Source organism: Polynucleobacter sp. JS-Polo-80-F4 (genome assembly GCF_018881965.1).
In the GTDB taxonomy this organism is placed as follows: Bacteria; Pseudomonadota; Gammaproteobacteria; order Burkholderiales; family Burkholderiaceae; genus Polynucleobacter.
Map to the genome: position 1 here is coordinate 315,707 of NZ_JACVPI010000001.1, position 23,141 is coordinate 338,847.

Below are 23,141 nucleotides of genomic sequence, written 5' to 3' on the forward strand. Positions count from 1 at the left end.
ACAACTCCTCTTTATTCGGTTTGATTCTCAGTTCATCGACTAATTTTTCAACTAATTGAGTCAACTAAGTGCTTTGGTTAGCTCAGGCACTGCAGTATTTAAATCAGCTACTAGACCATAGTCAGCAACGCTAAAGATCGGCGCTTCTGGATCTTTATTAATCGCAACAATCACCTTGGAATCTTTCATACCAGCTAAATGTTGGATGGCGCCTGAAATGCCAACAGCGATATACAGCTGCGGAGCCACAATCTTGCCCGTCTGACCTACTTGATAGTCATTTGGAACATAACCCGCATCAACGGCAGCACGTGATGCGCCTAAAGCAGCGCCCAATTTGTCAGCCAATGGGGCAATGATCTCTTGATACTTCTCACCAGAACCTAATCCACGGCCACCAGACACAATAATCTTGGCAGCAGTTAACTCGGGACGGTCAGACTTCGTAAGCTCACGCCCCACAAAGGAAGATTGAGCTTTGCTATCAGCGGCAGTGGCCTTTTCTACAGCAGCCGAACCCCCAGTAGCAGCAACCGGATCAAAACCAGTGGTACGTACAGTAATGACTTTTACCGGATCGCTTGACTGCACGGTAGCAATAGCATTTCCTGCATAGATTGGGCGCTCAAAAGTATCAGCGGAGATTACTTTAGTGATATCGGATAACTGCGCTACATCGAGCTTAGCCGCAACGCGTGGCAATACATTCTTGCCGTTAGCAGTTGCAGGAGCGAGGATATGGCTATAACCGCCAGCGATCGACAGAATTTGCGCCGCTACAGGTTCAGCCAATTGATCAGCTAAACCGGCCGCATCAATTTGAATCACTTTGCGCACACCAGCAACTTGAGCCGCTGCAGCAGAGGCTGCATCAGCGCCGCTACCAGCAACTAAAACATCTACTTCCGGAGAGCACTGCAAAGCAGCTGCTACCGCATTAAGAGTTGCTGCTTTTAAAGATTGATTGTCGTGTTCGGCAATAACAAGTGCGGCCATTTAGATCACCTTCGCTTCATTTTTGAGTTTTTCTACAAGGGCTGCTACATCAGCAACCATCACGCCTGCGCTACGCTTAGGGGGTTCTTCTACCTTAAGTGTTTTAAGACGCGGGGCAATATCGACGCCCAAATCTTCAGGCTTGACGATATCAATCGTTTTCTTCTTAGCTTTCATGATGTTTGGCAAAGTCACATAACGTGGCTCATTCAAACGCAAGTCAGTCGTAATAACGGCAGGCAATGTGAGTGCAATGGTTTCTAAACCACCGTCAACTTCACGCGTCACAGTAGCCTTGCCATCTGCAACCACCACTTTGGAAGCAAAGGTTGCTTGTGGGATATCCAACAGGCTAGCTAACATCTGACCCGTTTGATTGCTATCGTCATCAATCGCTTGCTTACCAAGAATGATGATTTGCGCTTGTTCTTTTTCAGAGAGCGCCTTCAGAATCTTCGCCACTGCTAAAGGCTGTAGCTCTGCCTCTGTCTCAACCAGGATTGCACGATCAGCGCCAATGGCCAATGCGGTACGCAACGTTTCTTGACATTGAGTCGCACCAGCGCTTACCACAACAACTTCGGTTGCTACGCCAGCCTCTTTAAGACGTACCGCTTCTTCAACAGCTATTTCATCAAAGGGATTCATGCTCATTTTGACGTTAGCTAAATCGACACCAGAATTATCTGATTTCACCCGAATTTTGACGTTGTAATCCACAACGCGTTTTACAGCTACTAAGATTTTCATTTGGAATTCTCAATAATGGTTAATGATCTATTTTATCCGCCCTGAAGACCTGGCCCTAGACATCAATAGCGGTCGCAGACCCAGCCTGCTTGCGTAATTCAAACTTCTGAATCTTGCCAGTCGAGGTCTTGGGCAACTCACAGAACACAATCGCCCTAGGAACCTTAAAACCAGCCAAATGCTGCTTGCAATGGGCAATGATTTCCTCAGCAGTCACCTCTGAACCGGGCTTAATCTCCAGGAAGGCACAAGGGGTTTCACCCCACTTAGGATCGGGTTTGGCAACTACTGCAGCGGCGTTCACTGCTGGGTGACGATAGAGAACATCCTCAACTTCAACTGAGGAGATATTCTCCCCTCCAGAAATAATGATGTCTTTACTGCGATCCTTCATCTTCACATAGCCATCCGGGTTCATTACCGCCAAATCCCCCGAGTGAAACCAGCCACCCTCAAATGCTTCTTGAGTTGCTTTTTCATTCTTCAGGTAACCCTTCATGGCGATATTGCCCTTGAACATAATTTCGCCCATGGTTTCACCATCGGCTGGAACTGGCTGCATTGTTTCTGTATCAAGAACCGCTATAGCCTGCTGCATGTGATAACGCACTCCTTGACGTGCATTTAAACGAGCACGTTCACCGATATCTACAGCATTCCATTCATCTTGTTTAACGCAGACAGCTGCCGGTCCATATGTTTCTGTCAGGCCATATACATGGGTTAAATCAAAACCCAGCTTTTCCATGCCTTCGATAATCGACGCAGGTGGGGCTGCGCCTGCAATCAAACCTTTGACACCCGCAGGAACGCCTGCCTTCATCTCATCTGGCGCGTTCACCAACAAGTTATGCACGATAGGCGCTGCGCAATAGTGAGTCACACCATGATCTTTAATAGCCGCAAAAATATGTTGTGCATCAACACGACGTAAGCACACATTGACACCAGCACGTGCAGCAATCGTCCATGGGAAGCACCAGCCATTGCAATGAAACATCGGGAGGGTCCAGAGGTATACCGGATGCTTATTAATATCCCAGTCCAACACGTTCGATACGGCGTTAATTGCAGCACCGCGATGGTGGTATACGACGCCCTTAGGATTACCAGTTGTACCTGAAGTGTAGTTCAGGCAAATAGCTTGCCACTCGTCCCCGGGCACTTGCCATGCAAAGTTAGGGTCACCTTCAGAAAGAAATTTTTCATAAGTAAGACTCCCCAGTTTTTCGCCAGGAACATCAAACTCTTTTTCTTCAACGTCGATTACCAAGAACTCACGACCTGAATCCTTTTTGGCGATCTCAAGGGCTCTTTTCATTACTCCTGAAAACTCAGGATCCACAATCACTACCTTTGCTTCACCATGATTGAGCATAAATGCGATGGTCTCTGCATCTAAGCGGGTATTCAAGGCATTCAAAACTGCGCCTGCCATCGGAATACCAAAGTGAGCCTCCACCATTGGCGGGGTGTTTGGCAACATCACCGCTACCGTGTCACCCAATCCAATGCCGCGCTTTTGTAGAGCACTCGCCATGCGACGGCAACGCTCATAAGTTTGACTCCAAGTCTGACGCAACTTCCCATGAATAACGGCAGTTTTATTGGGATAAATTTGTGCCGAGCGCTCTAAAAATAAGAGTGGGGTAATTGGGGTGTGATTGGCTGAATTGCGATCCAGGCCTTGTTCGTAAATATTTGGCATCTTCAGCTTTCGATTTCCGTTTTACTAAATAACTAATTTCAATTCTTTAAATTTCTGCTAATGCCTTAATGTGGGCCACTACACTGCGACCCAATGCGGAAAGGTTATAGCCACCTTCTAAGCAACTCACAATGCGGCCTTGCGCATAGTCATTTGCAATATCTTTTAGGCGCTTCGTAATCCAAGCATAGTCATCCTCCACCAAACCCATTTGACCCAAATCATCTTCGCGATGTGCATCAAACCCCGCCGAAATGATGATGAGCTCAGGCTCAAAATTGCGCAAGGCAGGCAACCATTGCTCTTCCACGATAGAGCGCACTACATCGCCACGTGTGGCTGCAGGCAAAGGCACGTTAACCATATTATTGGCGTGATCAAGGCCGCTATAGGGATAGAAAGGATGCTGGAAGAAGCTACACATTAAAACATTGGGATCATTAAAAAAAGCGGCTTCAGTCCCATTGCCATGATGAACATCAAAATCAATAATGGCGACACGCTCAATGCCGTAAGTCTCCATGGCATATCTTGCTGCAATAGCCACGTTGTCAAAAAAACAAAATCCCATCGAGCGGGTTGGCTCTGCATGATGTCCTGGGGGTCTTACTGCGCAAAATACATTCTCAACCTCGCCCTTCATCACGGCATCAACACCGGCAATAGCTGCACCAGCAGCTCTGAGCGCTACTCTGTAGGTATGGGGATTCATGATGGTGTCACCATCCAACATGAAATACCCGCTCTCTGGAGCGCGATCTCGCACAAAAGAAACGTGATCTGGACTATGGACCAACTCGAGTTGATCCTCAGTTGCTAAAGGTGCATCCAAATGATGTAAAAATTGATCAATGCCGCTGCGTATCAGCTGATCATTAATCGCCTGAATTCGTTCTGGACACTCTGGATGATGGCTTCCCATCTCATGTTTCAGAAAGTCTGGATGAGTTATGTATCCTGTTGTCATTACCCAAAATCCTTAATAGCAAATTTGTAATTTTTATAATCTAATAAAACGTGCTTAACACTCAAAAATCCAATATCAATACAAATACCTTAGGCATGAACTTTCGCATCTCCTACCTACTGATTGCTCTAGCTCTAGCAGGGTGCTCCAGCACCCCTACACAGCCAACCCAATCGCAACAGTCCATCGTAAACCAGACCGATGATGCAGTCACGGAGGCACGTGTTAGCCAAAACCTCAGTGAACTCCTAGGGCAAGTATCCCAAACCCAAGAAATCCCCCTCCAAGCCTTAGAAATGGGCCTCCTAGATGCTAAAACGATTCCCTCGATTCGCAAATTGGTATTACCCCCATCGGGCACTTTCAAGAAAAATTGGCTGGCATACCGTAAACGCTTTATTGAGCCTGTTCGTCTGAAGGCTGGCAGGGCTTTTTGGGAGCAAAACCAGGCCTATTTGAGCCAAGTTGAGCAAGATTCTGGGGTGCCGGCAGAAATTATTGTGGCCATTATTGGCATTGAAACAATTTACGGGCGCCAAACCGGTAATTTCAGGGTTAAGGACGTTTTATCTACCTTAGCCTTTAGTTATCCCGACACCCCCAATAAGTCGGCTCGTGAGCAGCTCTTTAAGGATCAACTTAAAGAGCTCATTCTGATGTGCTGGACCGAAGCAGGTGGCAAGCTGCCCTCTAAAAATAGTAGTCAAGGCGTCAATAGCGCACGCTTTAGTGCCTGCCTTAATCAGAACAGCTCCTATGCCGGTGCCATAGGCCTACCGCAGTTTATGCCGAGCAGTATTCGAAGTTTTGCGGTTGATGGGGATGGAGATGGACATATCGATCTCAAACAAAGCCCCAAAGATGCCATAGCCAGCGTTGCTAACTTCATGAAAAAACATGGCTGGCAAACAGGCATGCCAATTTCTTTTCCAGTTCAGGCTAACGGTATTGCTCAGGCAAAAGCATTGGCAGATGGTGAGCCCCAACTCAAATTCACGGTTCAGGATCTCATTGAAAAAGGCATTCTTACCAAACAACAAGGTGATCTTCAAAGTGGTGGCGTAGAACCTCAAAGCAAAGCTTTTATTGTTGACCTACCCTATCCCGATAAAGATGGCTCAGACCAAGTGCAATATTTTGTAGGCTTAAATAATTTTCTGACAATTGTTCAGTACAACCGCAGTTACTTTTATGCGCAAAGTGTTGCTGAGTTTGCCGAAGCTTTGGGATATAAGAACCAAAGCGTAGTGCCAGTAGAAAGCCCAAGCAAAGCCAGCGTGCCTAAGACAGCGACTGAAAAATCAAAACCCAAGAAAACTAACGCAAAAAAGAAAGTGAAATCTTCTTAAGCTGGAAATACTCCAGTAGACAAGTAACGGTCGCCACGGTCGCAGACAATAAAGACGATCGTTGCGTTTTCAACTTGACGCGCTATGCGCAAAGCCACAACCAAGGCGCCTCCAGCAGAGATACCGCAGAAGATACCCTCTTCAGCAGCTAAGCGACGAGCCATCTCTTCTGCATCCGCTTGGGAGACATATTCAATCGCATCCACACGATCGCCTTGATAAATCTTTGGCAGGTATTCAGGGGCCCACTTTCGAATACCGGGAATTTGCGAACCTTCCTCAGGTTGTGCTCCAATAATCTGAATCGCTGGATTCATGGACTTGAGATAGGTTGAGACACCAGTAATTGTTCCAGTAGTACCCATTGCAGAAACAAAATGGGTAACCTGTCCATCTGTGTCGCGCCAGATTTCTGGACCTGTTGTTTCGATATGCGCCCGAGGATTATCGGGATTAGCAAATTGATCGAGCAATCTGCCGCGACCTTCCCTCTGCAGCTGTAAGGCGTAATCCCTTGCAAACTCCATGCCACCCGAAGCTGCAGTCAAAATAAGTTCAGCGCCATACGCCGCCATACTTTGACGACGCTCAATACTTTGATTTTCTGGCATCACCAAAATCATTTTGTAACCAAGCATCGCTGCAGTCATTGCCAAAGCAATACCTGTATTACCGCTAGTTGCTTCAATCAAAGTATCGCCAGGTTTAATTTCACCGCGTTCTTGTGCACGCGCAATCATCGACAGCGCAGGTCGGTCCTTCACCGACCCGGCCGGATTATTTCCTTCTAACTTACCCAAAATCACATTATTGCGATTTTCATTCTCCAGACCAGGAATACGCTGCAGGCGCACCAAAGGCGTATTGCCTACGGTCTGTGAAATAGTCAGGTAAGAAGGTTTGCTCATATGGCCATTTTAGCCATAAGCAAGCCTACACACGATAGGGTTTAATTTCTGCGACCTGCTCCCGAACGCTCCGACTGAGGGCGAGGACTAGCTTGATTACGAGCACTACGTCGGCCAGAGGCCCCGCCCTCTTTCTTGGTGCGGCCGTTCGGCTCCCGAAAGGAGCTGGGCGCTTCAATCGTTAGACCGTTATCCACCATTTTTTCTACCGATTTCATACCAATTCCACGGACTCGCTTCTGTAAGTCATTCGCATCCTGGAAATGCCCACCATCCAAGCGCTCGGCAATGATGGTTTTGGCTTTGGAAGGGCCGATGCCTTTGATGCTCTCTAGCTCTGTTTGAGTCGCAGTATTGACGTTAATGGGTGAGGCATATGCGGCCCCCGCCCCCACACTCGCAATACATACTGCCAACGCTACAGTCGCCGCTCGAATCAAACTCCAACATCTATCTACTCGTAAATTACCTGTCATGCTATCTCCTGTGGTTAATAAAAAATCCACGGGCACCAAGTGCGCGTGGATCGTTTACAACGAAGAGAAGTTAATTCTGTTGACTAGATTACAAAGGGTTAGCCAGGAAACCAGAGTTGGCCTCTAACCACTCAATATATCTTCCTACGCCTTGCTCAACATTCAAGAAAGGCTCGGTATAGCCTGCAGCTCTGAGCTTAGTCAAATCTGCTTGAGTAAAGCATTGATACTTTCCTTTGAGGGCATCTGGAAATGGAATGTACTCAATCGCTTTTTCTTTAACTAATTCTTGCAAGCTTGCGGGCGCTGCTTTATCCAGCTTACGCATTGCGTTAGCCACCGCATGAGCCACATCATTAAAGGGTTGAGCGCGACCGCTACCTAAATTGAATATACCGCTGATGTCTGGATGATCCAGGAAGAAGAGGTTTACTTTCACTACATCTTCAACCGAAACAAAGTCACGGCTTTGTTCACCAGAAGCATAGCCACCATATTCACCAAAGAGCTTTACATGGCCATTGGCTTTGTATTGATGGTATTGATGAAAAGCCACGGATGCCATACGGCCCTTATGGGATTCGCGTGGACCATACACATTGAAATAACGAAAACCAACCACTTGCGCTGTATTGGCTTTCTCAGCAAAACGCTTACGCATCACTTGATCAAATAAGAACTTAGAGTAGCCATAAATATTGAGAGGCTTCTCATGTTCACGGCTTTCCACAAAAACATCCGAGCCGCCATAAGTAGCAGCTGATGAAGCGTAGAGGAGTTGAACCTTTTGATCTGTACAGATATCGAGCAAGTCCATGGTGTAGCGATAGTTATTCGCCATCATGAAGATCCCATCCGTTTCCATGGTGTCAGAGCAAGCGCCCTCATGGAATACTGCCCTCACCTTACCTAAACGACCGCTTCTAAAGGCTTCTAGAAACTCATCCTTATCAAGATAATCAATGATGTCTAAATCAGCGAGATTGCGATATTTATCGGCAGGGCGAAGGTCATCAACCGCAATGATATTTTTCTCGCCACGCGCATTGAGCGCTTGAACAATGTTAGCGCCAATAAATCCAGCTGCGCCGGTTACGATAATAGTCACTGTAATTCCTCTGAAGTAACGGTTGCAGTTCCTAGCTTACCAACTACGATACCGCCAGCACGATTTGCTAGGGCCATCGCTTTTTCTAAAGGCCACTTCGCAGCCAATGCAACGGCTAATGTTGCAATCACGGTATCGCCAGCACCAGAAACATCAAACACCTCACGTGCTTGGGCTTTGACATGACTCACGCCTGACTCGGTATACAGACTCATCCCGTCCTCAGAACGCGTTAAGAGCAAGGCCTGCAGATCCAAAGACTTTCTCAGATCCTGAGCTTTCTGAGTTAAATCTTCTTCGCTCGTCCACTGACCAACCACCTGGCGCAACTCACTACGGTTAGGCGTTAAAACAGTGGCACCACGATACTTTTCGTAATCCTCGCCCTTAGGGTCAACCAAAATCATTTTGTTTTGCGCCCTAGCTTGCTCAATCATATGAGCGACCTGACCTAAGGCACCTTTGCCATAATCTGACAGAATCACCACATCAGCATCGCCAACCAATTTTTCAAAGCGCTCTAACTTGTGGGCAAGTGCTTTTGCACTGGGAGCCTCTTCAAAATCCAAGCGAATGAGCTGTTGCTGACGTGCAATCACGCGCAATTTCACAATCGTTGGAACATCAGCATCAACTTCTAATTGACTATCAACACCGCCTGCTTTTAATAACTCAGCCACACGCTTACCGGACTCGTCGTTACCAACAATACCCAAAATAGTCGCTTGTGCATCGAGCGCTGCAACGTTACGAGCTACGTTAGCAGCTCCGCCCAGACGCTCATCAATCTTGCCTACCTGTACAACGGGTACAGGCGCTTCTGGAGAAATGCGATTCGTATCGCCAAACCAATAACGATCTAGCATGACATCGCCCACTACTAGAAGGCGGGCTTTAGAGAACTGCTCTCGATTGGCTTTTTCCATTTGAAGGCTTTTTATTTTTCTATTGCTGTTTCGATATTGACTTAATTATGTCGCCCAATGCCGTGGTACTCAATACCCAATTCTTGCATAGACTGGGGTTCATACAGGTTACGGCCATCAAAAATAATGGCGCGCTTGAGTTTTTGCATCAATTGATCAAAATCTGGACTTCTAAAAGCCTTCCACTCGGTCACAATGATGAGGGCATCAGCACCATCTAGTGCGCTCATTGGATCATCGACCATCGAGACTTGCTGGAGGCCTTTTGGATTGCTTTCAAAGTCGAGCTCTAAGGCATGCTTTGCTTCTGGCATCGATACTGGATCGTGAGCCACTATCGTAGCGCCACGCTTTACGAGCTCAGCAATGATGACGCGACTCGGTGCCTCACGCATATCGTCGGTATTTGGCTTGAAAGCAAGCCCCCACAATGCAAACTTCATTCCGGTGAGATCCACACCAAAACGCTTTTCAATCTTTTCAACCAAGATATATTTTTGCAATTCATTGACGGCTTCTACAGCATCTAGAATCTTGAGATCTCGGCCATGTTCTTTTGCAGTCTTTGATAAAGCAGACACGTCCTTAGGGAAGCATGAGCCACCGTAACCAGTACCGGAGTACAAAAAGCCGTAACCAATTCGAGAATCTGAACCAATACCTTGACGCACGGCTTCAATATCGGCACCGACGAGATCTGCCAAATTGGCTAACTCGTTCATAAAAGAGATGCGGGTTGCTAACATCGCATTTGCTGCGTACTTGGTTAGCTCAGCACTTTTCACATCCATGTAGTACGTACGCTCATGATGGCGATTAAATGGGGCGTAGAGCTTACGCATCTGCTCTTTAGCACGCAGCCCTGCTGGAGTAGCTTCTGTACCAATCACAATTCGATCAGGGCGCATAAAGTCTTCTACTGCAGCGCCTTCCTTAAGGAACTCGGGGTTAGAAACTACCGAGCAAAGTTCTGCTGAGAGGTTTCTTTTTTCCAGCTCTTCCGCAATCGCCGCAGATACTTTATCGGCAGTACCTACTGGCACAGTCGATTTATCCACAATTACTTTAGGTGTGGTCATATGAAGACCAATATTGCGGGCAGCAGCTACAACGTATTGCAAATCAGCTGAACCATCTTCATCCGGAGGAGTACCAACAGCAATAAATTGAATATCTCCATGGGCAACTGATGCCGCAATGTCGGTAGAAAATTGCAGACGTCCAGCAGCGCGATTGCGCTCAATCATCTCTTTGAGGCCTGGCTCATAAATAGGTACGCCACCAGAATTGAGAATCTCAATCTTCCTAGGATCAACGTCCACGCAAAAGACGTTATTGCCCTGCTCAGCCAGACATGCGCCTGTCACTAGACCTACATAACCACTGCCGATGATGGTAACTTTCAATCTATCTCCAAAGTTCTTTACATTGAAGGGCCGCTAGGAGCAGCACCTTCACTTCGTCTTGGGGAGTATGCCTCCCAATGATTACAACCAGGACATTGCCAATAAAATCTTCTTGCCCTAAAGCCACAGTTACCGCAAGTGTAGCGAGCTAGACTGGTAGTGCGTTGGCGCAAGAGATTCAAAATTGACTGCAACTCCAATAGTCTTTCTGGAGTGGCGCTGCCCTCTTCTAATGCCAAACGCGTTTCCGCCATCTTAGATAAAGCAATCAAAGTCGGTGAATGCTGCATCACATCAGACAACATCGCATTGGCTGCTTGCGGGCCCCGAATTTTCATCAGATGTTTATGCACAATATCGAGCAACTCACCGGTAGCTTGGGTTTTTAGCAACTCGCAGAGGCGATCTAAACCCTCGCTCTCTTTGTTAATTGCTGTGTGAGCAAGCATCCAACGATCGGCCAATAAATGCATGTAAGCAGGGTGAGAACTGGCAATCAAACTCCAAGCCTCAATCGCTTGGGCAGGACGATCCATTGCCATCAAATAGTCGCCTTGCAAGATCAAAGCCCGCGCATGATTCGGCACGGCCTGAAGGGCCCGCTGAATGGATTGCTCCGCGTCAACCAAGTCTTTGCGTCGCAAAGCCTCTTGACCAAGTTCACAGTGAAATTGTGCGATTTCAGTATGGTGCGATTTACCCTGTAAACCCTCAAGCTCAGTTGCAGCAATGATGGCTTTTTTCCAATCATGCTCAATTTGATACATCTCCAACAAACTTTCTTTGGCGGGCTCAGCATATTTACCATTGCCCACACGATTTAATGAAGCCTCTGCTCGATCAAGTAATCCTGCCCGCAGGAAGTCACGGCCCAATTCGTAGGCAGCATGATCACGATCGCGAGGCTTTAAATCATCACGATTAGCCAAGTGTTGATGAATGCGAATAGCGCGCTCTGTTTCCCCGCGACGGCGAAATAAATTACCCAATGAGAAATGAAGCTCAATTGTCTCTGGATCTAACTGCGCAATTTTGACTAAGGTTTCGATCGCTTGATCAGGCTCCTCATTTAGCAGCAAACTCAAACCTTTAAAAGTTGAACGTTGCTGACGCATACGCTCGCGCTCATCCATGCGATTCTCAAGACGCAAGTCCCAGCGCGCCGCTAACCAACCAATACCAAACATGACTGGTAGTAGCAGTAACCAAGCGGTAGCTATCTGAATCATGGCGTGCAGAATTTAAATAAAAAAATGGCCCGAAAGGACCACTGAGGTTGAGCCTGAATCTTAGGCACCAGAACCCTCTTTGGGGCCCGCCTGCTTCAACGGCTTGTAATCTACTCGCTCGCGCAACTCTTTGCCAGGCTTAAAGTGCGGAACGCGTTTTTCTGGGATCAATACTTTCTCGCCAGACTTTGGATTGCGACCTGTACGCGCAGGACGATGGTGAAGTACAAAACTTCCCACACCGCGCAGTTCAATACGCTTACCCTCAGCCAAAGCATGAGTCATTGTGTCCAGCAAAGTTTTTACCGCCAACTCCACGTCCCTAGGCAAAAGCTGCGGAAACTGTTCCGCGAGACTCTCTACTAGTTCGGAGCGGGTAATTGCTTGTTGCTCTTGATCTGTCATGATCTATCAATAAAAAATCGCCGCTCTCCTAATGGAAAGCGGCGATATTGATTTAGCCTTGATTATCCAATTTTGCTTTTAACAAAGCGCCCAAATTGGTTGTGCCGGACTGCGCATCACCTTGGAGCTTGGTCATAGCATCTTGTTGATCAGAGCTGTCTTTTGCTTTGATTGAAAGATTGATAACACGTGACTTGCGATCAATGTTGATGATCATTGCAGTTACGCTGTCGCCTTCTTTCAATACATTACGTGCATCTTCAACGCGATCTGTTGAGATCTCAGAAGCACGTAAGTAAGCTTCAACTTCATCAGCCAAGTGAATCGTTGCACCCTTAGCATCAACAGCCTTCACAGTACCAGTAACGAGGCTACCCTTGTCGCTGACAGATGTGTAGTTGTTGAATGGGTCGCCAGACAATTGCTTGATACCAAGAGAGATACGCTCTTTCTCAACATCAATTGCCAATACAGTGGCTTCAACTTCATCACCTTTTTTGTATTTCTTAACAGCTTCTTCGCCTGGCTCATTCCATGAAAGGTCTGAGAGGTGAACTAAACCGTCGATACCACCAGGCAAGCCAATGAACACACCAAAGTCAGTAATAGACTTGATTGCGCCAGTCAACTTATCGCCTTTTTGTTGGGCACGTGAGAACTCTTCCCATGGATTTGCTTTGCACTGCTTGATGCCCAAGCTAATACGACGCTTGTCTTCATCAATATCCAGAACCATTACTTCAACTTCGGTTCCTAATGCAGTAGCTTTGCTTGGAGCAACGTTCTTGTTAGTCCAGTCCATTTCAGAAACGTGTACCAAACCTTCGATACCAGATTCGATTTCAACGAATGCACCGTAGTCAGTCAGGTTAGTTACCTTGCCGAATAAACGGGTGTTTGGTGGGTAACGACGAGCGATACCAACCCATGGATCATCACCAAGCTGTTTCACGCCGAGTGAAACACGGTTCTTCTCTTGATCGAACTTCAAAATCTTAGCGGTAACTTCTTGACCAACAGTCAACATCTCGCTTGGGTGACGCACACGACGCCATGCCAAGTCAGTGATGTGCAAGAGGCCATCGATACCACCGAGGTCAACGAACGCGCCGTAATCAGTGATGTTCTTAACAAGGCCAGTAACAACAGCGCCTTCTTTAAGGTTAGACATCAACTTAGCACGCTCTTCACCTTGGCTAGCTTCAACAACAGCACGACGTGACAACACTACGTTGTTACGTTTACGGTCAAGCTTGATAACCTTGAACTCCATTGTCTTACCTTCGTAAGGGCTGGTGTCTTTGATTGGGCGTGTATCAACGAGTGATCCAGGCAAGAATGCGCGGATACCGTTAACCATTACAGTCAAGCCGCCTTTAACCTTACCAGTAACAGTACCGGTAACGATCTCAGCTTGCTCGAGAGCTTTTTCCAAGTTCATCCATGATGCCAAGCGCTTAGCTTTGTCACGGGAAAGGATTGTGTCGCCATAGCCGTTCTCAAGAGCGTCAATAGCAACAGAAACGAAATCGCCAGGAGCTACTTCAATCTCGCCAGCGTCGTTATGGAATTCTTCAACAGGAATAAACGCTTCAGACTTTAAGCCAGCGTTAACAACGACGAAGTTATGGTCGATGCGAAGAACTTCAGCCGAAATAACTTGGCCGGTCTTCATATTCGATCGGGTTAATGATTCTTCAAATAATTCTGCAAATGATTCAGACATGTGTATTCACTTTGTGCCGCCAGAAGGCCTGACGGGTTAGGTTAAAAAAGTCTTCAAGAAACACGCTAATGAAAAGTCGCGTTGTGGAGTTTCTTAAGACACCAAAACTACTACGTACAACTTACTACTGTTACCACTTACAAAACTAGGCAATTACAGATTGATACCAATCTAAAACTGTCTTAACTGCTTGATCTATAGATAAATCTGATGTTTCAAGCACTTTTGCACCGTCTGCAACTATTAAGGGTGCGGCACCTCGACTACTGTCTCTGGCATCGCGCTCCTGCAAATCTTGCAGCAAGTCCTCAAGTTTAGCAGAAATTCCCTTAGCTATCAATTGCTTATAGCGACGTTCAGCTCTGGCAGCAGCTGTTGCGGTCAAGAAAACCTTCAAAACAGCATCCGGGAATATGACGCTGGCCATATCCCTACCATCGGCTACCAGGCCTGGGGATTGCCGAAAACTACGCTGCAGGCCCACTAAGTTAGCTCTTACTTCGGGGTGAACCGCTAGAGCAGAGGCTCTTAAACCGATATGTTCCTTGCGAATAGCCTCAGTTACGTCGTCACCATTGAGAAAAATTTGCCCATTTTTGAATGAAATCAATAACTTAGGAACCAAAAGGCCTAATTCTGGGCCATTTTTGACATCAATTCCCTGCTTTTCGCTAGCTAAAGCAACCAAACGATAGAGAGCGCCGCTATCCAAGTAATGGAATCCCAACTTTTCTGCCACCAAGGAAGCAACCGTACCCTTGCCAGAAGCAGTTGGCCCATCAATGGCGATGACCGGAAAAGAACTCATGAACTTAATTCACGACCTTTGCAAATTCTGCAAAGTAAGTTGGGAAAGTTTTTGCTACGCAATTGGGATCATTAATCTTCAATGTATTTGGGCCAAATGCAGCGAGCGAGAAACACATCGCCATACGATGGTCATCGTAAGTGTCAACACCTTCAGTCGGTGACTTCCAATCACTTTGTGAAGCAGGTGCTTGAACAACGATGTAATCGGCACCCTCTTCTACAATTGCGCCAACCTTCTTTAATTCTTTTGCCATCGCCGCAATACGATCCGTTTCTTTAACGCGCCAGCTAGCAATATTATTTAAACGCGTTGGGCCTTCAGCAAATATAGCAGCCACTGCTAGCGTCATCGCCGCATCCGGAATTTCTGTGCAATCAATCGTGATGCCATTGAGTTTGCCGCTAGCATTCTTCACACCAGATACTTCAATCCAATCTTCTCCGGCATTAATATTTGCACCCATGAGTGCAAGCGCATCAGCAAATGCCACATCACCCTGAATACTGTCATTACCAACACCCAATACTCTTACAGGGCCACCACCAATAGCGCCAAGAGCCAGGAAATAAGAGGCAGAAGAAGCATCACCCTCTACAGATAATTGACCCGGACTCCTGTAAACGGCATCTGAAGCTTTTGCCGGAATGATGAATGATTGCATATCAGGGCAAGCAACTGTGACGCCAAAACGTGCCATCAATTTCAAAGTGATATCGATATAGGGGCGTGAAATGAGTTCGCCAATCACCTCAATACGCACAGACTCATTTGCCACTAACGGTAAAGCCATAAGTAATGCAGTTAAGAACTGGCTCGATACATCGCCACGCACTTTAACGACATCTTTAATCTGAATATCTGCCGCCAAAATCTTGATTGGCGGATAACCTTCGACTAATTCGTATTCAATCTTCGCGCCCACTTGACGCAATCCATCAACTAAATCGCGGATAGGTCTTTCATGCATGCGAGCAACACCAGATAAACGGTAGTTGCCACCTTGCATTGCAAGCGCTGCAGTTAAAGGACGAATCGCGGTGCCGGCATTACCCATAAAAAGGTCTGCATCCTGCACAGGAAACTTGCCACCACAACCCTCAACGACACAAACCCTGTCAGCCTTATCGGTTACAGATAAACCCAGTTGACGCAATGCATTACGCATCACTTGTGTGTCATCCGCATCCAGCAAGTTCGTGAGAGTAGTTGTGCCGGAAGAAAGAGCTGCAAGCAACAGCGCACGATTAGAGATGCTTTTGGAGCCTGGCAATACGATCGAGCCTTGCGCTCGCTGAAATGGCCCAATACTAATATCTGGTAAACCACTCATTAAAGATCATCCAAGTCTTGACGTGCTTTACTCGCCTTATTGAATAATTTTTCCAAACCAGCGCCATCGCTTTCAGCGACGAGTTTGCGCATATGGTTCACGATCAAAAGATATTGATCCAACTCCTTCAAAATAGCAGTGCGATTACCCAAGCAAATATCACGCCACATTTCTGGACTAGAAGCCGCAATACGAGTGAAGTCTTTAAAGCCAGCACCCACATGACTCAACTTTTGATCAGCATCTTCCGAATTCACCACGCTTGCCATTAAAGCGTAAGACAAGAGGTGCGGAAGATGAGACACAGCGGCATAAATCGCATCGTGCTGCACGACACCAATCTTCTTTACTTCGGAGCCAACGCTCTCCCAGAAGCCAGTAATCAAAGCCGTATCTTCTGGGGAGTTCTCCTGTAAGGGACAAATAATGGTTTGCTTGCCTTGGAACAAATCCGCCTTTGCAGCGCTCGCGCCATGCTGAGCACCGCCCGCAATCGGATGCGCTGGTACGAATTGACAGGCTTTTTTACCCAACACTTCTTTGGCAGCCAAGATCACATCGCCTTTGGTGCTACCCGCATCAGTAATCATGGTGCGAGGCTCAAGATGAGGCTCCATCACCTCAAAGGCAGCTCGCATTTGAGCTACTGGCATGCAAAGCACGATCACATCAGATTGTTTTGTTGCCTCAACTAAATTAACTATCCCATCAATCGCACCCATCTTTTGCGCTTGATCTAAATTTTCTTTGCTGCGACCCACACCCAATACCTTAGTAACCACGCCAGCTTTTTTAAGTGCCAAACCTAAAGAGGCGCCAATCAAACCAACGCCAACAATGGTGACAGTGCCGTAATTGCTTACCGGATTGATGATGGTCATTAGGAGGGCATTTCCGAAGTGATTTCTTTTAGGGCCACAATGAATGCCGCATTCTCTTCTGGCAACCCAATCGATATACGCAGCCACTGTGGCAAACCATAGTTACCCACAGGACGAACAATAATGCCGCGCTTGAGCAATTCCAAATTGATGCGAACGCCAGCTTGATCATCATCACCGACTTTGACAAGAACAAAGTTGCCTGCAGATGGCAGATAGCGCAAACCTAATTCATCAAAGGCTTTAGTAAGTTGGGCATAGCCTGCGCGATTGAGCTCAAAACCTTGCTGCAAAAATTCTGTATCTTGAAACGCTGCAATTGCTGCAGCCTGCGCCAAGCTATTGACATTGAATGGCTGACGAATACGATTCAAAAGATCCGTTAAGTGCGGCTGAGCTACCCCGTATCCAATACGCAAACCAGCCAAGCCATATGCCTTAGAGAAGCTACGCGACAAAATCATATTTGGGAAACGCTTCACCCAAGCGATCGCATCATAGCGCTGCTCTGGAGTAAGGTATTCGTTGTAAGCTTCATCGAGCACCACAACGACATTTGATGGCACTGCAACCAGAAAATCTTCAATTTCTTTGACTGTTAAGTAGCTACCAGTAGGATTGTTGGGGTTTGCCACGAACACTAGCTTGGCCTTATCACCAGAGGCTTTAATGGCGGCCAACATTGCCGGTAAATCATGGCCATAGATATCCGTAGCAGCAACTTCAATTGCTTTAGCGCCCACCGCCTGGGTAGCCAGGGGATAAACAGCAAATGCATGTTTCGAGAAAATGACTTCATCGCCCGCCTGCGCTACTGCGCGTGCAGCCAATTCCAAAATATCGTTACTGCCATTACCTAAGGTAATCCAATCTGTTGGCACACCCAAACGGCTAGCCAAAACATTCTTCAACTCAAAACCATTGGAATCTGGATAGCGACCTAAATCACTTGCGGCCTTCAGCATCGCATCTTGTGCAGACTTGGGCATACCTAATGGATTTTCATTAGAAGCTAGCTTCACAATCTTGCTTTCATCCAAACCGTATTCGCGAGCAACCTCGCTAATAGGACGACCGCCAACATAGGGGGCAATCGCGTGAATATGTTTTAGACCAATCTTGGATGTCATTCGAATCTACTAATTTATGTTCTAAGTTTTAAATAAAGCCGGTTTTTATTAAGCGGAGTGCGGATAGGAGCCTAAATTCTTATAGAAGGCTGCAACGCCTTTAAGTTCTTCAAGCGCTTTTACAACCTTGTCATCATCCGAATGGCCAGCAATATCAATGTAGAAGTGATATTCCCAAGTGCCCTTACGTGCAGGACGAGACTCAAAGCGATTCATAGAAACACCGTGCTTTGCCAATGGCGCAAGTAAACGGTGCACAGCGCCTGGCTGGTTATCCACTGAAAGCACTAAAGAAGTTTGATCTTTTCCGGTTGACTGACAAGCGTAGTTACCAACCACAACAAAACGTGTGCGGTTATGAGGATCATCCTGAATCTGCGCAGCTACTGCTTGCAAGCCATAAGCCTCTTGGGCGGGATCGCCAGCGATTGCAGCCAGAGTAGGATCGGCAGCAGCCATACGAGCTGCTTCTGCATTACTACTCACCGCTTGGCGCTTTAATTGTGGGACGTGAACACTTAACCATTGTTGACACTGTGCCAATGCTTGAGCATGAGCGCAAACTGTAGTGACACCATCTAAGCTACCGCTCTTAGTCAATAAGTGATGGCGAATTGGCAACACCACTTCGCCACTAATACGCATTGATGAATCAAGCAACAAATCCAATGTGCGCGAGATAGCACCCTCACTAGAGTTTTCTACCGGCACAACACCAAATTGCGCCGCGCCTTTCTCTACCGCCTTGAAGACCTCATCCAAACTTGAGCACGGCAAACCAGCAATCGAGTGGCCGAAATAAGTTTGCGCCGCTTGCTCTGAAAATGTTCCTACGGGACCAAGGTAAGCAATCGTTTGGCGAGCCTCTAAGGCTCTGCACGCGGACATTACTTCACGCCAAATTGCGGCAATGCCATCTGGAAGCAATGGGCCGGCGTTGATATCTTGCAAGCGGGCAACCACCTGACGCTCGCGCTCAGGACGGAACACCGGTGAGGCAAAGCCACCTTTAACATGACCCACCTCTTGCGCCGCTTTCGCACGCTGAGTAAGCAAGTCCAAAATCTGCGCATCAAGTGCGTCAATTTTTTCCCTTAAGGGAGCTAAGCGCTGCTCTTCAGTACTCATTAAGCCCGCCTTTCAAAGTCGCGCATAAATTCAATCAAGGCTTTGACGCCTTCAATCGGCATGGCGTTATAAATACTGGCGCGCATACCGCCTGCAGCTTTGTGCCCACGCAATGCAACCAAACCAGCCGCATTTGATTGAGCCAAAAACTCTGCGTTTAGGTTCTCATCTTTTAAGAAGAAAGTCACGTTCATACGTGAACGATATTCTTTAGTGACGCGATTCTCATACAAACTGCTTTGATCTAAGAAGTTGTAGAGCAAATCCGCTTTTTCTTGATTGCGCTTTTCAATAGCTTTGACGCCACCTTGCTTCAGCAACCACTTAAAGCCTAAGCCGGCCATGTAGATTGAAAATGTGGGGGGAGTATTAATCATGGATTGGGTATTGGCCTGAATAGCCCAATCCCAGATCGTTGGAGTAATGCCCATACTGTGACCAATGAGGTCCTTACGCACAATCACAATCGTTACACCGGATGGACCGATATTCTTTTGAGCACCACCGAACCAAACGGCGCACTTGCTGACGTCCATTTCTTTAGAAAGGATGTTGCTAGAAATATCTGCAACGAGTGGGGTACTACCAACATCAGGCACATCTGGAAACTCCACACCACCAATGGTTTCATTGGCGCAGTAAAGAACATAAGCAGCATCGTTCGACAACTTCCAATCACTTCTTGAAGGAATCGTATTGAATTTTTCCGCAGCAGAAGAGGCGGCTAGATTTGCAATGCCATACTTCTGTGCTTCTTTATAGGATTTGTCTGACCATACGCCAGTAACGATGTAATCCGCCTTCGGCCCATTCTTGGCTAAAGGCATCAAGTTCATAGGAATGGCTGCATTTTGTCCAAGGCCACCGCCTTGCAAAAGCAAAATTTCATAACCGTCAGGAATATTCATGAGGGTACGCAAATCTTGTACTACCTCTTCATACACTTCCATGAACTCTTTACTGCGATGACTAATCTCCATCACGCTAGTGCCGAGTCCACGCCAATTTAGCATTTCATCGGCAGCCTGCTTCAATACCTCTTCAGGCAAAGTAGCAGGCCCCGCAGCGAAATTAAAAATGCGGCGGTCAAAAGTCATGATGTTAGTTGCTCGTGTGGCGACGCTTTACGCGTCACCTGCCGTATCAGAATTAGAGTCCGTTGTTGGGTCGGCAGTCACATCACCTTCTTCTGCATCCTCAACATCACCTTCGTCATCAGAATCGCTCTCGGCAATACGCTGTAAACCAGACAAGCGCGTACCTTCATCAACGTTAATCAAAGTAACGCCTTGAGTAGCGCGACCCATTTCACGAATTTCAGATACACGAGTGCGAACCAAAATACCACCAGTAGTAATCAACATGATTTGATCTTCAGGTGACACCAGTGCAGCAGCAACAACCTTACCGTTACGCTCGGAAGTTTGAATCGCAATCATGCCCTTAGTACCGCGGCCATGACGAGTGTATTCACCAATAGGCGTACGTTTACCGTAACCATTCTCTGTCGCGGTCAACACACTACTTGGAATCGTAACTCCATTGGCATCAACCACGGCCGCCTCGGCACCTTCTGCAGCTTCAGCAGGGGCAACCAACATTGCGATCACTTGATGGCCATCACCCAAGTTCATGCCGCGTACACCGCGTGCTGTACGACCCATTGGGCGAACGTCGTTCTCGTCAAAGCGCACCGCTTTACCAGCATCCGAGAACAACATCACATCGTGCTGACCATCAGTAATTGCTGCGCCGACCAAGAAGTCGTTTTCGTTCAAGTCAACCGCAATAATGCCGGCCTTACGTGGGTTAGAGAAGTCTGACAAGCGAGTCTTCTTCACAGTACCCAGGCTAGTTGCCATAAAGACGTAATGATCGTCTTGATAACCCTTGATCGGGAGAATCACAGTGATCTTCTCGCCTTCAATTAACGGGAACATATTGACGATTGGCTTGCCACGAGAGGTACGACTTCCCTGCGGAACTTCCCACACCTTGAGCCAATACATACGACCGCGATCGGAGAAGCACAAAATAATGTCATGCGTGTTCGCAACAAAAAGTGTGTCAATCCAATCTTCGTTCTTAGTAGCTGCAGCTTGTTTGCCACGTCCACCTCGTTTTTGCGCACGGTATTCACTCAGCGGCTGACTCTTCATGTAACCGGTGTTAGAAAGCGTTACCACCATATCTTGCGGCGTAATCAAATCTTCTGTGAAGAGTTCGGTTGCATTCATTTCAATAAATGAACGACGACCGGTGTCGCCACCAGCAATACCAAACTCTGCTTGAACTTCTTTCAACTCAGATTCGATTACTTGAGTTACACGCTCTGGCTTGGCCAACAAATCCAGTAAGTCAGAAATCTCAGACATGACTTCTTTGTATTCATTAACGATCTTATCTTGCTCAAGACCAGTCAAGCGTTGTAAACGCATCTGCAAAATTTCTTGCGCTTGACTATCAGAGAGGCGATACAAGCCAGTAGTTTGCATGCCGTACTCAGGCAACAATCCCTCTGGGCGGTAAGCATTGCGGCCTCCTGGCGTATCAGTCTCAGCACGCGCCAACATCTCACGCACCATTGATGAATCCCAAGCTTTACCCATCAACTCTTGTTTCGCAATAACTGGGTTCGCTGCAGCTTTAATAATCGCAATGAACTCATCAATGTTCGCTAACGCAACAGCTAAACCCTCTAAAACGTGCCCACGATCACGAGCTTTACGCAACTCAAAAATCGTGCGACGTGTAACTACTTCACGACGATGCTGCAAGAAGTACTCAAGCATTTGCTTCAAGTTCAACAGGCGTGGTTGGTTATCTACCAACGCCACCATGTTCATACCGAAGTTATCTTGAAGCTGTGTGCTCTTATACAAATTATTGAGAACGACTTCAGGCACTTCACCGCGCTTGAGTTCAATCACAACGCGCATACCGGACTTATCTGATTCATCACGCAAATCAGAAATGCCTTCCACTTTCTTCTCATTCACCAACTCAGCAATTCGCTCGAGCAAGTTCTTTTTATTCACTTGGTATGGCAACTCATCAACGATGATGGCTTGACGCGCGCCCTTATCCAAATCTTCAAAGTGAGTCTTTGCACGCATAACAACACGGCCTCGACCAGTGCGATAACCCTCGCGAACGCCTTGAACGCCATAAATAATGCCGGCGGTCGGGAAATCTGGGGCTGGAATGATCTCAATGAGCTCATCAATCGTGCATTCTGGGTTGTGAAGCACGTGCAAACAGGCTGTAACCACCTCATCCAGGTTGTGGGGAGGAATGTTGGTTGCCATACCTACAGCAATGCCAGAACTGCCATTTATGAGCAAATTAGGCACTTTGGCAGGCAGAATCAGGGGTTCTTTCTCGCTGCCGTCGTAATTTGGCCCGAAATCGACCGTTTCCTTGTCCAAATCGGCCAAAAGCTCATGAGCGATCTTGCGGAGGCGGATCTCGGTATATCGCATCGCAGCAGCGTTATCGCCGTCTACGGAGCCAAAGTTACCCTGCCCGTCAACCAGCATATAGCGCAGAGAGAAGTCCTGGGCCATCCGAACGATCGTGTCATACACCGCAGAATCACCGTGCGGATGGTATTTACCGATTACGTCGCCAACTATACGGGCAGATTTTTTGTAAGCTCTGTTCCAATCGTTGTTTAATTCATACATAGCGAATAAGACCCGGCGGTGAACCGGTTTGAGGCCGTCACGCACGTCTGGCAGGGCTCTGCCGACTATGACGCTCATTGCGTAGTCCAAATAGGACCGCCGCATTTCGTCTTCGAGGGATATTGGTAGTGTTTCTTTAGCGGCTTGTTCCATCTAGAAATAATATCATTTTGATGACAGGTAGGCCCTATGCTAAGATTCTGTCAGTTTGTACGAAATTG

The 23,141-nt window shown here is 47.2% G+C and carries 19 protein-coding genes and 1 pseudogene; 1 reads left to right on the forward strand and 19 read right to left on the reverse strand.

Annotation, left to right across the window (positions count from 1 at the left end; genetic code table 11):
• Nucleotides 1-60: 60 nt before the first annotated feature.
• From ICN20_RS01530 to ICN20_RS01545, 4 genes are read right to left on the reverse strand one after another with little or no spacing between them, the layout of a single operon-like run.
• A complete protein-coding gene (locus ICN20_RS01530) occupies nt 61-996 on the reverse strand; it encodes an electron transfer flavoprotein subunit alpha/FixB family protein (protein WP_216237787.1) in 936 nt (311 codons plus the stop codon).
• Entirely contained in the window at nt 997-1,746 is a 750-nt protein-coding gene (locus ICN20_RS01535; protein WP_216237788.1) for an electron transfer flavoprotein subunit beta/FixA family protein, read from the reverse strand. It lies immediately after the preceding gene.
• A 55-nt stretch (nt 1,747-1,801) separates the two neighbouring features.
• The gene (locus ICN20_RS01540) at nt 1,802-3,454 is read right to left on the reverse strand and encodes an acyl-CoA synthetase (protein WP_216237789.1); all 1,653 of its coding nucleotides are present in this window, start codon (nt 3,452-3,454) and stop codon (nt 1,802-1,804) included.
• Nucleotides 3,455-3,500: 46 nt separating this feature from the next.
• Nucleotides 3,501-4,421 (reverse strand): histone deacetylase family protein, encoded by a 921-nt coding sequence (locus ICN20_RS01545; RefSeq protein WP_216237790.1) that lies wholly within the window; start codon nt 4,419-4,421, stop codon nt 3,501-3,503.
• A gap of 50 nt (nt 4,422-4,471) precedes the next feature.
• Between ICN20_RS01545 and ICN20_RS01550 the strand changes: the two genes are divergently transcribed.
• A complete protein-coding gene (locus ICN20_RS01550; RefSeq protein WP_370624516.1) occupies nt 4,472-5,770 on the forward strand; it encodes a lytic transglycosylase domain-containing protein in 1,299 nt (432 codons plus the stop codon).
• Here ICN20_RS01550 and cysM read toward each other — a convergent pair.
• The 15 genes and pseudogenes from cysM to gyrA form a co-directional block, all read right to left on the reverse strand.
• On the reverse strand, nt 5,767-6,678 hold the full coding sequence (gene cysM, locus ICN20_RS01555) for a cysteine synthase CysM (protein ID WP_216237791.1): 912 nt from the start codon (nt 6,676-6,678) through the stop codon (nt 5,767-5,769). The genes ICN20_RS01550 and cysM overlap by 4 nt on opposite strands.
• A 41-nt stretch (nt 6,679-6,719) precedes the next feature.
• On the reverse strand, nt 6,720-7,154 hold the full coding sequence (locus tag ICN20_RS01560) for a helix-hairpin-helix domain-containing protein (RefSeq protein ID WP_216237792.1): 435 nt from the start codon (nt 7,152-7,154) through the stop codon (nt 6,720-6,722).
• 88 nt (nt 7,155-7,242) lie between these two features.
• Nucleotides 7,243-8,262, reverse strand: a complete 1,020-nt coding sequence (gene rfaD, locus ICN20_RS01565; protein ID WP_216237793.1) for an ADP-glyceromanno-heptose 6-epimerase — start codon at nt 8,260-8,262, stop codon at nt 7,243-7,245.
• Nucleotides 8,259-9,188: a D-glycero-beta-D-manno-heptose-7-phosphate kinase gene (rfaE1, locus tag ICN20_RS01570; protein ID WP_216237794.1), complete on the reverse strand. Its 930-nt coding sequence runs from the start codon at nt 9,186-9,188 to the stop codon at nt 8,259-8,261. Before rfaE1 ends, rfaD begins: the two co-directional genes overlap by 4 nt.
• Before the next feature lie 41 nt (nt 9,189-9,229).
• Nucleotides 9,230-10,594 carry a UDP-glucose/GDP-mannose dehydrogenase family protein gene (locus ICN20_RS01575; RefSeq protein ID WP_216237795.1) on the reverse strand — a complete coding sequence of 455 codons (1,365 nt, stop codon included), beginning with the start codon at nt 10,592-10,594 and terminating at the stop codon, nt 9,230-9,232.
• Nucleotides 10,595-10,611: 17 nt separating this feature from the next.
• A complete protein-coding gene (gene lapB / locus ICN20_RS01580; protein ID WP_216237796.1) occupies nt 10,612-11,823 on the reverse strand; it encodes a lipopolysaccharide assembly protein LapB in 1,212 nt (403 codons plus the stop codon).
• A 66-nt stretch (nt 11,824-11,889) separates the two neighbouring features.
• Nucleotides 11,890-12,228, reverse strand: a pseudogene (locus tag ICN20_RS01585) (integration host factor subunit beta); the annotation flags it as partial.
• Between the two features lie 52 nt (nt 12,229-12,280).
• Nucleotides 12,281-13,954, reverse strand: coding sequence for a 30S ribosomal protein S1 (gene rpsA, locus ICN20_RS01590; protein ID WP_216237797.1), 1,674 nt, complete (start codon nt 13,952-13,954; stop codon nt 12,281-12,283).
• A gap of 145 nt (nt 13,955-14,099) precedes the next feature.
• Nucleotides 14,100-14,762 carry a (d)CMP kinase gene (cmk, locus tag ICN20_RS01595; protein WP_216237798.1) on the reverse strand — a complete coding sequence of 221 codons (663 nt, stop codon included), beginning with the start codon at nt 14,760-14,762 and terminating at the stop codon, nt 14,100-14,102.
• 4 nt (nt 14,763-14,766) lie between these two features.
• Nucleotides 14,767-16,095: a 3-phosphoshikimate 1-carboxyvinyltransferase gene (gene aroA / locus ICN20_RS01600; protein WP_216237799.1), complete on the reverse strand. Its 1,329-nt coding sequence runs from the start codon at nt 16,093-16,095 to the stop codon at nt 14,767-14,769.
• Nucleotides 16,095-16,976, reverse strand: coding sequence for a prephenate dehydrogenase/arogenate dehydrogenase family protein (locus ICN20_RS01605; RefSeq protein WP_216237800.1), 882 nt, complete (start codon nt 16,974-16,976; stop codon nt 16,095-16,097). Before ICN20_RS01605 ends, aroA begins: the two co-directional genes overlap by 1 nt.
• A complete protein-coding gene (gene hisC / locus ICN20_RS01610; protein WP_216237801.1) occupies nt 16,976-18,106 on the reverse strand; it encodes a histidinol-phosphate transaminase in 1,131 nt (376 codons plus the stop codon). The genes ICN20_RS01605 and hisC overlap by 1 nt, the downstream gene beginning before the upstream one ends.
• 48 nt (nt 18,107-18,154) lie before the next feature.
• Complete coding sequence (pheA, locus tag ICN20_RS01615) at nt 18,155-19,234, reverse strand: prephenate dehydratase (protein ID WP_216237802.1); 1,080 nt, start codon at nt 19,232-19,234, stop codon at nt 18,155-18,157.
• On the reverse strand, nt 19,234-20,331 hold the full coding sequence (gene serC, locus ICN20_RS01620) for a 3-phosphoserine/phosphohydroxythreonine transaminase (protein ID WP_216237803.1): 1,098 nt from the start codon (nt 20,329-20,331) through the stop codon (nt 19,234-19,236). The genes pheA and serC overlap by 1 nt, the downstream gene beginning before the upstream one ends.
• A 27-nt stretch (nt 20,332-20,358) precedes the next feature.
• Nucleotides 20,359-23,073, reverse strand: coding sequence for a DNA gyrase subunit A (gene gyrA / locus ICN20_RS01625; protein ID WP_216237804.1), 2,715 nt, complete (start codon nt 23,071-23,073; stop codon nt 20,359-20,361).
• Nucleotides 23,074-23,141 lie beyond the last annotated feature (68 nt).